At 69.8% G+C, this 14038-nt stretch carries 12 protein-coding genes; 10 read left to right on the top strand and 2 right to left on the bottom strand.

Annotation, left to right across the window (positions count from 1 at the left end):
- Positions 1–5: 5 nt before the first annotated feature.
- Positions 6–740 carry a cobalt-precorrin-6A reductase gene (locus IPJ61_RS06385; RefSeq protein WP_297104293.1) on the bottom strand — a complete coding sequence of 245 codons (735 nt, stop codon included), beginning with the start codon at positions 738–740 and terminating at the stop codon, positions 6–8.
- Between the two features lie 54 nt (positions 741–794).
- Here IPJ61_RS06385 and IPJ61_RS06380 point away from each other — a divergent pair, with 54 nt between their 5' ends.
- On the top strand, positions 795–1358 hold the full coding sequence (locus IPJ61_RS06380) for a histidine phosphatase family protein (RefSeq protein WP_297104288.1): 564 nt from the start codon (positions 795–797) through the stop codon (positions 1356–1358).
- Positions 1359–1363: 5 nt separating this feature from the next.
- Here IPJ61_RS06380 and IPJ61_RS06375 read toward each other — a convergent pair whose 3' ends face one another.
- A complete protein-coding gene (locus IPJ61_RS06375; RefSeq protein ID WP_297104285.1) occupies positions 1364–3238 on the bottom strand; it encodes a DUF2207 domain-containing protein in 1875 nt (624 codons plus the stop codon).
- A 217-nt stretch (positions 3239–3455) separates the two neighbouring features.
- Here IPJ61_RS06375 and IPJ61_RS06370 point away from each other — a divergent pair, with 217 nt between their 5' ends.
- The 9 genes from IPJ61_RS06370 (at position 3456) to IPJ61_RS06330 (ending at position 14037) form a co-directional block, all read left to right on the top strand.
- On the top strand, positions 3456–5159 hold the full coding sequence (locus IPJ61_RS06370) for an RCC1 domain-containing protein (protein ID WP_297104282.1): 1704 nt from the start codon (positions 3456–3458) through the stop codon (positions 5157–5159).
- A 130-nt stretch (positions 5160–5289) separates the two neighbouring features.
- Positions 5290–6273, top strand: a complete 984-nt coding sequence (locus IPJ61_RS06365; protein ID WP_297104278.1) for a pirin family protein — start codon at positions 5290–5292, stop codon at positions 6271–6273.
- 3 nt (positions 6274–6276) lie between these two features.
- Complete coding sequence (locus IPJ61_RS06360) at positions 6277–7791, top strand: ATP-dependent DNA ligase (protein WP_297104276.1); 1515 nt, start codon at positions 6277–6279, stop codon at positions 7789–7791.
- A 13-nt stretch (positions 7792–7804) separates the two neighbouring features.
- Positions 7805–8824, top strand: a complete 1020-nt coding sequence (locus IPJ61_RS06355) for a cobalamin biosynthesis protein (RefSeq protein ID WP_297104273.1) — start codon at positions 7805–7807, stop codon at positions 8822–8824.
- Complete coding sequence (locus IPJ61_RS06350) at positions 8821–10263, top strand: cobyric acid synthase (RefSeq protein WP_297104270.1); 1443 nt, start codon at positions 8821–8823, stop codon at positions 10261–10263. Before IPJ61_RS06355 ends, IPJ61_RS06350 begins: the two co-directional genes overlap by 4 nt.
- Before the next feature lie 66 nt (positions 10264–10329).
- On the top strand, positions 10330–11181 hold the full coding sequence (gene pdxY / locus IPJ61_RS06345; protein ID WP_297104265.1) for a pyridoxal kinase PdxY: 852 nt from the start codon (positions 10330–10332) through the stop codon (positions 11179–11181).
- An 84-nt stretch (positions 11182–11265) separates the two neighbouring features.
- A complete protein-coding gene (gene nrfH, locus IPJ61_RS06340; protein ID WP_297104262.1) occupies positions 11266–11748 on the top strand; it encodes a cytochrome c nitrite reductase small subunit in 483 nt (160 codons plus the stop codon).
- Between the two features lie 5 nt (positions 11749–11753).
- Positions 11754–13229: an ammonia-forming cytochrome c nitrite reductase subunit c552 gene (locus tag IPJ61_RS06335; protein ID WP_297104257.1), complete on the top strand. Its 1476-nt coding sequence runs from the start codon at positions 11754–11756 to the stop codon at positions 13227–13229.
- Positions 13207–14037 carry a tetratricopeptide repeat protein gene (locus IPJ61_RS06330; RefSeq protein WP_297104255.1) on the top strand — a complete coding sequence of 277 codons (831 nt, stop codon included), beginning with the start codon at positions 13207–13209 and terminating at the stop codon, positions 14035–14037. The genes IPJ61_RS06335 and IPJ61_RS06330 overlap by 23 nt, the downstream gene beginning before the upstream one ends.
- Position 14038: the final 1 nt, after the last annotated feature.

Here is a 14038-nt window from a genome sequence, read left to right as displayed (position 1 = left end):
GGGCCCTATTCGCTGTCCCGACCCAGGCAGGCGAGTGCCTCCGCGGCGTCACGCACCCGTTCGGCGCCAGCGGGGGGCGGGGGGCGTCGGATCATGACGACGACCGCGCCCGCCTCATCAGCCGCGTTGAGCTTCCCCGATGTCGCCTCCCCGCCGGAGTCTTTCGTGACGAGGCAGTCAATGCGATGTTCCGCGAACAAGTGGCGCTCGCCGTCGAGCGAGAACGGCCCGCGGGCCAGCTCCAGTCGCCATCCGACGGGCAGTCTCCCCGCCGGCGGCTCCGCGACTCGGGCGAGGACGAAGTGGTCATCGAGCATGGGCGAGTAGTCGAGTGCGTGCTGCCGTCCCACGGTCAGCAGCACCCGGCAGCATGCGCGTGCCGCTGTGGCAGCCGCCGTGTGGTCGTCGACCCAGGTCCACCGGTCCGCATGCGGATGGCCGGCCCAGCCGGGGCGATCCACCCGGATCAGCCGCACACCCAGTGAGGCGCAGGCTTCCGCGGCGTTGCGGGTGATGCCGTCGGCGAAGGGATGCGTCGCGTCGACGACGGTGGTGACGCCCTTCTCGGCGAGGAAACGGCGCAACCCTTCGGCTCCGCCGAACCCGCCGACTCTCACCGACGCCGACACCAGCGGGTCCGCGGTGCGACCCGCCAACGACTGCAGGTTGGCGACACCGCGCCGGTCGAGTTCGGCGCACAGCTCGCGGCCCTCCGTCGTGCCGCCGAGTACCAGGATCACGGGGCAAGGGTAGCCCGGCCGGCACCGTGCGGGGAGGCTGCGTAGGCTACGGCCGTGATCCTGCATCTCCTCCGCCACGGCCAGTCCCTCTGGAATGTGGAGCAGCGCGTGCAGGGCCAGACCCATGGCGTGCCTCTCACCGCCGACGGCGTGCGCCAGGCGGAGCAGGCCCGCGACCTGCTGCGCGACGTGCCGCTCACCGCGGTCCTCACCAGCGACCAGGTCCGGGCGCGCCAGACGGCCAACGTTGTCGCGGCCGCGCACGGGTTGCCCGTCCGCGAGACGGAGCTGCTGCGCGAACAGGCGCTGGGGGCGCTGGAGGGCAAGCACTACGACGAACTCGAGGAGGAGACGACGCCCGAGGGCATGCACGTCTCCGAGGTGCGTTGGGGAGGGGGAGAGTCGATGGCCGATGTCGCCGCCAGGCTCCGCATCCTCGTCGACGAGCTGCGCGCCGAGTTCTCCGACGGCGACCATGTGCTGCTTGTCTCCCACGGCGACACGCTGCGCATCCTGTTGGCGATCCTCGACGGCGGCGGTCACCGCGACGTCGACTGGGTCACGTACATCACCTGGCCCAACGGCCACATCGAGTCTCGGTCTCTTGCTGCCGGCTGAGCTGGTTACCAGCTGCGGCCGCCGCCCCCGCCCATGCCGGAGCCGCTGGAACCGCTGCCGCCACTGGAACCGCTGGAGCTCGACGACCAGGAGGAACCCCCGGAGTTGGAGCTGGAACCCATGGCGCGCAGCGAGCTCCCCACCGCGCTGAAGCCGCCGCCGACCGATCGGTTGGCCGCCCCGAACCATCGCGCACCCGATTCGTTGGGCTCGTACGCGCGGGCGGCCTCAGAGGAGGTCGAGGCGCGCAGGACGTCGGCCAGGGACCAGGCGCCCGAGTCGACGGCAGCGACGAACGAGGATGCAGGGGCAGCATGGCGGCCCAGCAGCTGCGCCCAGCTGTCCTCGACGCCGAAGATCACCGCGTAGGGGAGGAGCCGCTCGTACAGCCGGACGAGGGACCGCCCATCGCCGTCGACCCGCGGTGCGGTGGTGACGCCCTGCAGCCAGGCGATGCGGTCCGCCTCCGCCATGGTGACGAACGAGTGCAGGCCACGGAGGTGGTGGTAGGCGTCGCGGCCCTTGGCCGTCAGCGGCCCCGAGGTCGGCCAACGGTAGACGCTTGCCACCATCAACAGGACGGCGACGAGTCCTGCGATCAGGCTCCACCACCACGGCGCGGCCGCGGTGTAGGCGACGTAGCCGGCCACGGGAGCGGCGACCAGGAGGATGAGCGTGAACCGGCCGAGCACCGAGGGCTCATCGACGGGGCGACGCCACCCGCCGCTGACTACTACGTCACGGTGTCGTCGAGCCAGGGCCGACGGCACGAGCGGCGTGGAGCCGAACCCGTAGGCGAACTGGGCCTTGACGATGTCGTCCCCGTCCTGGCCGGGCAGCGCGTCCAGGTTCGAGAGCGCGAGGCCGGACCTGAGCCGACGGAGGTCGCGCCGGCTGAGGCGGGTGGGGGCCGCCGCTGGGGCCGCCCCGCCTAGCCCGGCGTCGACGGTGAGCGTCACCCTGCCGTCGATGACGTGGCCGAGCAGCTGCGCCAGTGCGCCCCGCTCGGGCCGCCCCCAGAGGTCGGCGGCGACGAGCGGCGGGACGTCGTCGGACGGCTCGAACTCCGTGACGAGGACGCGACGGCCGGCGGCCCGGGAGCGCCAGGTCTGCGCCCAGGACCAGGCGTAGAGCAGGAGCCCCAGCGCGGGAGCGACGGCGAGGCCCCACGGCACCTCGCGGCGCGGGGTGTAGGCCGTGGCGAACGTGTCGGGCTCGAAGCCGACAGCCATCGTCACGGACTGGAAGGCGCCCAGGCCTGTCTCGCTGCTGGTGGTCGTCGTGCCCTTCGTCTGGATGGGGCACGTCGTCGTTGACCCGGAGGGGCCTCGGTAGCAGGCCAGGTTGCCGTTCAGGTTGTCGGCGAGGTCGGCTGGCACGACGATCCGGCCGGTGACGGCGTCGGCGGGCACGGCCCAGTCGGTGCCGTTGATGTCGAGCGCCACCTCCTGGCCGCTGCCGTCGGGGATGTTCAGCGCGATGTCGGTGAGCCGGTACCGGATCTCGTAGTGCTGCTCGCCGCTGTAGAGCGTGTAGATCGGGTCGCCGATGCGGATGGCGACGGCACCGTCTTCGCGCTCAACTTTGTGGGGCGGGACGGGGCCGCTGTTGCCGAGCGCCACTTCCAGGGTGCGGACCTTTCCCGTGACCTCGATATCGGTGACGGTGTTCTCGTGATCCTGGTAGCGCAGCGGGATCATCCGGATGATGCCGTGCTTGTCCTCGGAGGAGAAGTTCGTGGTGATGCGTTCGGTGACCAGCGCGTCCAGTCTCCCATCGGGCTGTGGGTCCAACACGTACTCGCCGTCGAACGAGGTAATGCGGAAGGCGCTGTCGGGGATGAGCCTTCCTGCCGCGAGCGTGCCGATGAGCGCCGCCACACCGAGGATGGCCGCCGTGACGACCAGGTAGCCGAACCAGGAGCTGATCGAGCGCTACATGCATTCGAGTGTAGGCGACGGCCTCGGCCGGCTGGACGATCCTGATGACGCCTGACCGCTATGGACGATGATGGCGAGCAGGGAGTGTGACGCTATGATTCCCGGCAGCGACGTCGTGTGTTGGGGGAGACAGATGCGCAAACTGATTCTGGGACTGATGTCCGTTCTGGTGGCCGTAACGGGGCTCGTCGGCCTTCCAGAGGCCGCGATTGAGGCGCACGCCGACTCACCGGTCAAGCTCACGGTCTCGCCGGCGAAACCTGTCAAGGGCGAGTCGTTCGCCGTCACCGGCACGCTGAAGTCGAAGGTGAAGCGGCCCGTGGAACTCCAGGCGAAGGTCGGCGGCGCCTGGAAGCGGATCGCCAAAGGCACCGCCAGCAGCAAGGGTGCGTTCTCACTCAAGGCGTCGACGAAAACGTCCTCGCTGACCGTTCGCGTTGTGGCTCCGAAGACGAAGGTCGGCAAGACCATCCACGCCAAGGTGACCTCGGCGTCGGCGAAAGTGACGACGGTCGGACAGTCGGCGAAGTTCACCATGAAGTCCCCGGTGTTCGTACACCAGAAGGTGAGCGCGGCGTTGACGCTCACGCCCGCACGCTCGGGCCGGCCTGTGCAGCTGCAGGTGAAGAAGTCCGGCAAATGGGTGTCGGCGGCTAAGGGGAAGCAGGACAAGAAGGGCCGTGCCACCCTCAAGGTGACACCTACCACGCCCGGCACGTTCCCCTATCGGGCGCATGCCCCGGCGTGGCGAGGCGCGCCCGCGGTGTCGTCGAAGGCCGTGAAGGTGACGATCAAGCCCGACGATGTCAAGGTGTCCGGCGGCGGAAAGCACACCTGCGCCATCGTGCTCGGGGGAACCGTCAAGTGCTGGGGAAACAACCAGCATGGCACGGTGGGCGACGGAACCACGGAACCTCGACGCACGCCGACGAAGGTCTCAGGGCTGTCCAACGTCACGAGCCTGGCCGCCGGCGGGGCGCACAACTGCGCGCTTCTAGCCGGTGGCACGGTCAAGTGCTGGGGAAACAACGGACACGGCCGGCTGGGCGACGGGTCGGATACAGACCGAACGAAGCCGGTCGACGTGAAGAACCTGAAGAGCGTCCGGAGCATCGCGGCCGGTGACTACCACACGTGTGCGGTGCTCTCAGACGGCACCGTCAAGTGCTGGGGATCGGACATCAACCACCAGTTGGGCGTGGCGAACGCGCCGAACCGGCAACTGCTACCGACGACCGTCCCCGGCGTCGCGGGAGTCACCGAGGTGGCCGCTGGGCAGGGGCACACGTGCGCGCTGCACTCCGACGGCACAGTTTCCTGCTGGGGCAACAACGCTCGTGGTGCGTTGGGTAGCGGCGACCACTGGGTCAACTGGGCCTCGAGAAAGGTTGTCGGTGTGTCCACGGCAACCAGCATCGCCGCGGGCGGGTCGCACACCTGCGTCGGGCTGTCCGACGGCACCGCCAAGTGCTGGGGTTCGAACAGCTTGGGGGAGTTGGGCGACGGGACCTCAGAACAGCGTGACCTCCCGGTTTCGGTGTCCGGGCTGAAGGGCGTAGCCCGGGTGGTGGCGGGCGGATCCGCCACCTGCGCGCTGCTGCGCGACGGCACCGTGTGGTGTTGGGGATGGGGCGAGTCCGGCAATGGAGAACCGAGCAATGGGAAGCTGGAGACCAACCGGAAGCCGGTCAAGGCCGCGTCGCTGTCCAAGGTGACGGATATCACCGCTGGCCTTCTCCACCGTTGCGTCGTCGTCGCCAACACGACCGCGAAGTGCTGGGGTTGGAACGGCGACGGCCAGCTTGGCGACGGCACGATCGCGCGTCGTTGGTCGCCCCTGACGGTGGCGGGCCTTCGCTAACGACGTCGAACACGACGGCAGAGCGCCGCGCCTCCAAGCGCTGCCGTTCTGAACGCCGGAGTTCGAGGACCGGCGGTCTTGACGGCCAGGGTTGACCCGAGGAGGGTGGGCGGTGACCAGAGGAGTCGCCGTGAGCAACACCGAGACCAACGCCCCTGTGCTCGACTGCCCCGTGCCCGTCGAGCACCATCCCGGCCAGGTGGACACGTATCCGCCGAAGGATGTGCCGCTCGGCGGCGAGGACGCGCTCCGCGTGCGCCGCACGCTGCCGAACCTGCGCCGCTCCTTCGTCGGCGCGTGGTGCTTCATCGACCATTACGGTCCCGAGGAGGGCGCGTGCATGGACGTGCCGCCGCACCCGCACACGTCGCTGCAGACGGTGAGTTGGTTGTTCTCCGGAGAGATCGAGCACCGCGACTCCGGCGGCGTGCACGCGATGGTGCGTCCCGGCCAGGTGAACCTGATGACGTCGGGCTACGGCATCGCGCATTCGGAGGTGTCGATGGCGAGCCGCGCCGCCCTGCACGGGGTGCAGCTGTGGGTGGTGCTTCCCGATCGCGCCAAGGACCTCACGCGCGAGTTTCAGCACCACGAGCCTGGCGTGTGGGACGACCACCCCGGCGTGCAGGCACGCACCTTCATCGGCTCCCTCGGTGCCTCGAGCTCCCCGGTCCACACCGAGACGCCGCTGCTGGGATCCGAGATCTGGCTCGCGCCGGGCGTGACGTGGGAGACGGAGGTCGACCCCGGCTTCGAGCACGGCATTCTCGTCGACACCGGCCACGTCGACTTCGACGGCGTACGTCTCGACAACAGCGTCCTCGGCGTCCGCGACGCCGGCCTCGGCCACCTGCGGCTGCACAACCCGACCGACGCGCCCGCCCGGATCATGCTGCTGGGCGGGGAGCCGTTCGACGAGGGGATCGTCATGTGGTGGAACTTCATCGGACGCAGCCACGACGACATCGCCCGACTCCGCTCCGAGTGGAACGAGGCGCCCGACGACCGGTTCGGCCGCGTGCCCGGCTACCGCGGCTCGGTCCCGCGCCTACGCGCGCCGGAGCTTCCCGACGTCACCCTCAAGCGCCGGTTCCGGCGTGGCCGGGAGGCGTGAGGAATGCTGCTCGCCGAACTGGTCGCCACGTCCGCGGAGGTCGCAGGGACCCGATCGCGGTTGGCCAAGGTAGCCGCGCTCGCGGGGACGCTCGGCCGGAGCGCACCCGAGGAGGTGGAGATCGTCGCCGCCTATCTCTCGGGTTCGCTGCGGCAGCGCCGCACCGGTGTCGGCTGGCGGTCCGCATGGGCGACCGTCGAGCCCGCCGCTGAACCGAGCCTCACCGTCGTCGACGTGGACGCCGCCTTCGAGGCGATGGCGGGGCTGTCCGGCCCGGGCTCGCAGACGGCGCGTCGAGCCCAGCTCGACGACCTGATGGGCCGCACGACGCACCTGGAGCAGCGCTGGCTGGCAGGGCTGATCACGGGGGAGACGCGCCAGGGCGCGCTCGACGGCGTCATGGTCGACGCGCTCATCCGCGCCAGCGGGCTGCCCGCCGCAGACGTTCGTCGAGCGGTGATGCTGGCGGGCGACGTCGGAGCGGTCGCCCACGCGGCGCTGTTCGGGGGTGCCGAGGCGGTGGCGGGGATCGGGCTGGTCGTCGGACGAGCGGTGCGACCCATGCTGGCCGCGAGCGCGAAGACCGTTGCCGATGCGATGGGAGTGCTCGGCGGCGAGGTCGCCGTGGAGGCGAAGCTGGACGGCATCCGGGTCCAGGCGCACCGCGACGGCGACGACATCCGGCTGTTCACGCGCAGCCTCGACGACATCACGGCCCGGCTGCCTGAGGTGGTCGAGGCCGTCGCGGCGCTGCCTGTCCACCGCGCGATCCTCGACGGCGAGGCGCTTGCCCTCGCGGCCGACGGTCGGCCGCGGCCGTTCCAGGAGACCGCCGCACGCTCGATGAGCGTGGACGATCGGGGACGCCCGCGCATGACGCCGTTCTTCTTCGACGTCCTCGCCGTCGACGACGAGGAGCTGCTGGACCTGCCCTTCCACGAACGCGCAGCCAGGCTCGCGGGGATCGTGCCGGAAGAGTTCCGCGTCGCGCGGGCCGTCACCGACGACGTCGCCGCCGCCGAGGCGTTCACCGAGCGTGTCCTCGCCGACGGCCACGAGGGGGTGGTGCTGAAGGACCTGGCGGCGCCCTATGAGGCAGGCCGGCGCGGATCGTCCTGGGTCAAGGTGAAGCCCGTGCACACCCTCGACCTCGTGGTGCTGGCCGTCGAGTGGGGCTCGGGTCGGCGCCGCGGCTGGTTGTCGAACATCCACCTGGGCGCCCGCGACCCCGCAACGGGGGGCTTCGTGATGCTGGGCAAGACGTTCAAGGGCATGACCGACGAGATGCTCGCCTGGCAGACCGCCCGTTTCCTCGAGCTGGAGACCCACCGCGACGACTGGACGGTGTACCTTCGTCCCGAACAGGTGGTCGAGATCGCGTTCGACGGCCTGCAGCGCTCCACGCGCTACCCCGGAGGTGTCGCCCTGCGCTTCGCCCGAGTGCTCCGCTACCGCGACGACAAGTCGGCGGCCGACGCCGACACCATAGGCGCCGTCCAGGCGCTGAGGGGCGACTGATACCCTCGCGCTCATGGCCCACACCCTCAGCCGCGCCGTCGGAGTCGCCGTGGGGGTGCTGGCGGACCAGCTGCTGGGTGACCCGCGCCGCCACCACCCCGTCGCCTGGTTCGGGACCTGGGCGTCGAAGGTCGAGAGGCCGCTGTACGCCGACGACCGAGCCCGGGGAGCGGTCTATGTCGTGGCCGCGGTCGCGCCGATCGCCGTCGCAGGGCTGGTGGTTGAGCGCGCCACGCGTCGTCACCCCCTCGCCCATGCCGCGGCGACGGCGCTGACGACCTGGGCCGCGCTCGGCGCACGCAGTTTGGCGCGCGAGGGCGAGCTGATGGCCGACCGCCTCGACGACGGCGACCTCGACGGGGCGCGAGCGCGGCTCGGCAATCTCTGCGGGCGCGATCCCGAAGGACTCGATGAGCCCGAGCTGGCCCGCGCCGCGGTCGAATCGATGGCGGAGAACACCGCTGACGCCGCCGTCGCTTCGCTGTTCTGGGTCTCGATGGCGGGCATCCCCGGCATGGCAGTGCACCGCGCGGTGAACACGCTCGACGCGATGGTCGGGCACAAGAACGACCGCTACCGCCGCTTCGGCACCGCCGCGGCCAAGCTCGACGACCTCCTCGACTGGCTGCCGGCCCGGATCACGGGCGCCGCCGCCTGCCTGCTCGCGCCCGTCGTCGGGGGTGACCGCGCCCACGCCTGGCGAATCACGCGTCGCGACGCGCACGACCATCCCTCGCCGAACGGAGGCTGGTGCGAGGCCGCCTGGGCGGGCGCGCTCGGCGTTCAGCTCGGCGGCCGCAACGTGTACTTCCAATCCGTGGAGGAGCGCGGCCTCCTCGGCGACGGCCCGCGCCCGACCGCGCGCGAGCTGCGCAAGGCGTCGAGGCTGGTCACCGCCGTGACCGTCGTGACGACCGCAGCAGCGACGGCTCTGCTCGCCGCCCGCTCCTTCACAAAGCCGCGTGGACCTTTCGACACGACGCTCGGCTGGCGCCTCGCGGTCGGCTCAAGGAACGAAGGCAGGGACGCATGACCGGGCTGCTGATCGCGGGGACGTCGTCGGACGCAGGCAAGAGCCTCTTCGTCACCGGGCTGTGCCGGGTGGCGAGGAGGCGTGGGATCGACGTCGCGCCGTTCAAGTCGCAGAACATGAGCAACAACTCGATGGTGTGCCTGGACGGCTCGGAGATCGGGCGCGCGCAGTACCTGCAGGCGACCGCGGCTGGGGTCACGCCGTCGTCGCTGCTGAATCCGGTGCTGCTGAAGCCGGGCACGGACCGGAGGTCGTTCGTCGTGCTCCGCGGGCAGCCGCACGGGACGCTGGAGGCGGGGGAGTATGCGACATCGCGGCGGCACCTGGCCGACGCCGCATACGCCGCCTACGCGGAGCTCGCCGCCACGCACGAGCTGATCATCTGCGAGGGCGCCGGCTCGCCCGCGGAGATCAACCTGCGCAAGGGCGACTACACCAACATGGGGCTGGCCAGGCAGTTCGACCTGCCGACGGTGCTCGTCGGCGACATCGACCGGGGCGGCGTCCTCGCCTCCATCTACGGCACCTGGGCACTGCTCGACGACGCCGACCGGTCCCTGCTCGCCGGCTACGTCATCAACAAGTTCCGCGGCGACCAGTCGATCCTCGACCCCGGCCTCGACGACATCACCGGCCGCACCGGGCTGACCAACTTCGGCGTACTGCCGTACCTGCACGGCGTGTGGGTCGACGGCGAGGATGCGCTGGAGGTGGGGCGTTGGCGGAACGACGGCGCCAAGGACGCCGACGACGACCTCACCGTCGCCGCCGTCCGGCTCCCGCGCATCTCGAACGCCACCGATGTCGACGCGCTGGCCCAGGAGCCGGGTGTCAGGGTCGTCGTCACCGTCGACCCGCGCGAGGTCGAGCGGGCCGACATTGTCGTCCTTCCCGGCTCTCGTTCCACGCTCGGCGACCTGGCGTGGCTGCGGGAGACGGGCATCGCCGACGTCATCGCCCGCCGCGCCGCGCGGGGCCGCCCGGTGCTCGGCATCTGCGGCGGCTTCCAGATGCTCGCCCGCACCATCGACGACGACGTCGAGGGCGACGACATCGCGCCCGGACTCGGCCTGCTCCCCGTCGACGTCCGGTTCCATGCGGAGAAGGTGCTCGGCCGCCCCGTCGGTGAGTGGCGCGGCCACGCCGTCGACGGCTACACCATCCACCACGGCCGCCCCGCCGTCGACGCCGGCGTCGAGCCCTTCCTCGACGGCGCCCATGTCGGCTCCGTCTGGGGCACCATGTGGCACGGATCGCTGGAGTGCGACGACTTCCGCCGCGCCTGGCTGGCCGAGGTCGCGCGGGAGGCGGGCTCGCCCTGGCGTCCGCGTGAGGCGGGGCCTGGCTTCGGGGCCCTCCGCGAGCTGATGATCGAGACGACAGCCGACGCCATCGAGGCCCACATCGATGTCGACGCCCTCCTGGGACTCGCCAGATGAGCTGAGGGCGACGCGACTGGCGAACAGGTTGTGAACGGGAACGCCCGAGGTGGCAGGATCGGGCGCATGCGCGTGCTGTCCATCCAGTCCCATGTCTCCTACGGCCACGTCGGCAACTCCGCGGCGGTGTTCCCGCTGCAGCGCCTCGGCCATGAGGTGATGCCCATCTACACCGTTGTGTTCTCCAACCACACCGGGTACGGCGCGTGGGGAGGGCAGCTCATCTCCGGTGACGTCGTCCGCAGCATCGTGCAGGGCATCGACGACCGGGGCGGCCTCACGGATGTCGACCTCGTCCTCAGCGGCTATCAGGGCGGCGATGACATCGGTGACGCGATCCTCGACGCCGTCGCGCTCGTCAAGGAGCGCAACCCACAGGCGATCTACGCCTGCGACCCCGTCCTCGGCAGCGCGCAGTCGGGATGCTTCGTCGCGCCCGAGGTGCAGAACCTGATCCGCGACCGCGTCGTACCACGCGCGGACCTGATCTCGCCCAACCAGTTCGAACTTGGCTTCGTCACGGGCACGGACCCGCACACGCTCGACGAGACCCTCGCGTCCGTGGACCTCGCTCGCGCCATGGGACCGTCGACGGTGCTCGTCACCAGCGTCTTCCAGCCCGACCGCCCCGCCGACACCGTCGAGATGCTCGCCGTCACCGATGACGGCGCCTGGCTGGTTCAGACGCCGTACCTTCCGGTGAAGCGCAACGGCTCCGGAGACGTCACCTCGGCGCTGTTCGCGGCCCACTACCGCGCCACGGGCAACGCCGCGTTCGCCCTGGGGCAGACCGCTGCCAGCGTGTTCGAGCTGGTGGAGAACACCCACAACGCGGGCGTGCGGGAGCTGCTGTTGGTCGAGTCCCAAGAGGCGTACGTCGCGCCGCAGCGCGCGTTCGCCGTCGAGAAGGTTCGGTAACGAACATTCTGTTTCCCTGAATGTAGGGGGTGAACACACCCGGCGACACCCTCTCTACTACTATTCGTCGTAGGAGTTACTGCGATGAGTATCAAGGGTGTGCTGAGCCGGCTGACCAGGACAAACGTCCTGGTGGCTGTCGGTGTGTTCGTCGTAGGCTCTCTGATCGGCGTCGGGCTTTTCACCTTCATCTACGCCAAGGGCATCTCGTACCTCTTCAACGATCCCGCGACGTGCGCCAACTGCCATGTGATGGAGCGCCACTACGACGCCTGGATAGCAGGCAGCCACTCGAACGTGGCCACCTGCAACGACTGCCACGCGCCGCACGACAACATCGTCCACAAGTATCTCGTCAAGGCTGACAACGGGTTCTGGCACGGATTGAAGTTCACGACGGGGCAGTATCCGGAGAACATCGAGATCCGGGAATCCAACAGGACGGTGACGAACGAGGCGTGCCTGTATTGCCACGCCGAATTCACCAGCGACATCCGCATGACCTCAGGCGGCGACCAGATCAACTGCACGCGCTGTCACTCCGACGTCGGGCACAAGACAAGGTAAGGACCATGGAGAACAACGACGCTCCCCAGCAGGAACCGACCACGGCCAAGGCGAAGAAGGGACGAAGGGTCGGCATCATCGTCGGCGCGATCGCGCTGACCGCGGTGGTGACGGCCGGCGCAACAGCAGTGCTCGCCAATGTCATCGAGCGGATGTCGGAGGCGAAAGACCCGTACACGAAGGTCGTGGAGCTGGACGACACCATCTCCGACCCGGCGGTGTGGGGACAGAACTTCCCACTCCAGTACGAGGCCTACCTGCGCAGCTCCGAGATGACGCCGACGGTGTTCGGCGGCTCCCACAAGGAGGAGCGCACGCCGACGGCGACCGACCCGCGCACGGTGATCTCCACGAGCAGGCTCGAGGAGGATCCGCGGCTGAAGGACATGTGGGCGGGCTACCCGTTCTCCGTCGACTACCGCCACGCACGCGGGCACGCCTACATGCTCGAGGACCAGCGCTACACGCTGCGCGTCCTCGAGTTCAACCAGCCAGGCACCTGCCTCAACTGCCACGCGTCGACGGTGACGATCATGAACGAGCTGGGCGACGGCGACCGCCAGGCCGGGTTCGAGAAGATGAACCAGATGCCCTACGTGGACGTGACGCAGCTCGCCGAGCACCCGGTGGCGTGCATCGACTGCCACGACCCGAAGACGATGGAGCTGCGGATCACGCGTCCGGCGTTCGAGAAGGGCATCGCCGCCTACAAGAAGACCCAGGGCGTCGAGGACTACGACGTCAACCGCGACGCGACGCGCCAGGAGATGCGCAGCTTCGTGTGTGGCCAGTGCCACGTCGAGTACTACTTCGAGAAGGAGTCCAAGGAGCTCATCTTCCCCTGGACGAAGGGCCTCGACATCGACGAGATCTGGGAGTACTACCAGGAGGACGGCCACAAGGACTTCGAGCACAAGACCACCGGGGCGAAAGTCGTCAAGGCGCAGCATCCCGAGTTCGACATCTTCTGGTCCAACTCGATCCACGCGGCCAACGGCGTGAGCTGCGCGGACTGCCACATGCCGTATGAGGCCGAAGGTGCCCGAAAGGTGACCAACCACCACATCCAGTCGCCCTTGCTGAACGTCAACGCGTCCTGCATGACCTGCCACAGCGCGACGGAGAAGGAGATGACCGACCGCGTCGTCGGCATCCAAGACCAGTTCATCGGCACCCGCGACCGCGCGTTCGACTCCCTCGTCAGCCTGATCCGGGCGTTGGAGAAGGCGCAGACCGACGGCATCGACGAGGCAACGCTGAACGCCGCGCGCGAGTTCCAGAACAAGGCGAGCTTCTACCTCGACTACGTCTACTCCGAGAACTCCTACGGCTTCCACGCCCCCGCCTACATCCAGCGCATCCTCGCCGACTCGCTCGACGCGTCTCGCAAGGGCCAGCTGGTGCTGCAGGGGTCCGACCCGGCCTCCTTGGAGGCCTCCGACATCACGACGGCCAACCGTGAGCGCGCAGAGCAGCGCTGACGGCGCGAGGCCCGGGGCCCCCGGCAACGACGCCGCGGGGCACCTACCCGAGCACGCCGACGAGCTGCGGGCATTTCTGGAGGGGGCGCCTGAGTCGCTCCGCGGATGGGCCGACGCGCAGCTGGCGGGCCTGGGCGAGTCCGCTGCCGCAGATGAGACGGCCGTCGAAGATGCCCCCATCGGGCGTCCGGAGGCAGACGACGCCGACCTCGCTCTCGCCGAGCTCGGCGAGGACGACGTGCCCCGCAGGCCGAAGGTTCACACCCCCCTCGACAAGGTGAACACCCCGGTGGCGGCCAAGAAGAAGGGCCGCTCCGCGCTGGTCCCGGCGCTGGGACTGCTCGTCCTGGCCGCGGTCGTCTACGGCGTCTTCCGGATGGGGCTGCCCGCGGACACCTCCGCCGCGGCCCCCGGAACCGCGCCCACAAGCGCCGCGACCACCAGCGACGTCGCGCGCATGGCGGAACTCGAGGCCAAGCTGAGTTCCTCGCCCGACGACGTCGCGATCAACCTCGAGCTGGGCGTGCTGCGGTTCAACTCCGGCGATCTGGAGGGCGCCGAGAAGCTGTGGAGGAAGGTCACCGAGGTCGACCCGCGCAATCCGCAAGCCTGGTACAACCTCGGCTTCCTGCGCCTCGCCCAAGACCCGCCGGACGTCGAGGGAGCCCGCGCCGACTGGCAGGCCGTGCTCGACGTCGCGCCCGACTCGGACCTGGCCGCCACCGTTCAGTCGCATCTGGCCGCGCTCGACGCGATGCCTTCCGGCAGCCCTTCGCCGACCTCCAGCCCCACGCCGACCCAGGAGTAGC

The sequence above is a fragment of the Tessaracoccus sp. genome (genome assembly GCF_016714275.1).
Classification (GTDB): Bacteria; Actinomycetota; Actinomycetes; order Propionibacteriales; family Propionibacteriaceae; genus Arachnia.
Note: the sequence above shows the minus strand (reverse complement) of the source record. Positions and strands in the feature narration are given on the sequence as shown.

Bases quoted from the DNA above. Each gene is read 5' to 3' on its own strand.
- IPJ61_RS06370 (WP_297104282.1), top strand. From the start codon at position 3,456: ATGTCCGTTCTGGTGGCCGTAACGGGGCTCGTCGGCCTTCCAGAGGCC.
- IPJ61_RS06360 (WP_297104276.1), top strand. From the start codon at position 6,277: ATGCTGCTCGCCGAACTGGTCGCCACGTCCGCGGAGGTCGCAGGGACC.
- IPJ61_RS06355 (WP_297104273.1), top strand. From the start codon at position 7,805: ATGGCCCACACCCTCAGCCGCGCCGTCGGAGTCGCCGTGGGGGTGCTG.
- IPJ61_RS06350 (WP_297104270.1), top strand. From the start codon at position 8,821: ATGACCGGGCTGCTGATCGCGGGGACGTCGTCGGACGCAGGCAAGAGC.
- pdxY (WP_297104265.1), top strand. From the start codon at position 10,330: ATGCGCGTGCTGTCCATCCAGTCCCATGTCTCCTACGGCCACGTCGGC.
- nrfH (WP_297104262.1), top strand. From the start codon at position 11,266: ATGAGTATCAAGGGTGTGCTGAGCCGGCTGACCAGGACAAACGTCCTG.
- IPJ61_RS06335 (WP_297104257.1), top strand. From the start codon at position 11,754: ATGGAGAACAACGACGCTCCCCAGCAGGAACCGACCACGGCCAAGGCG.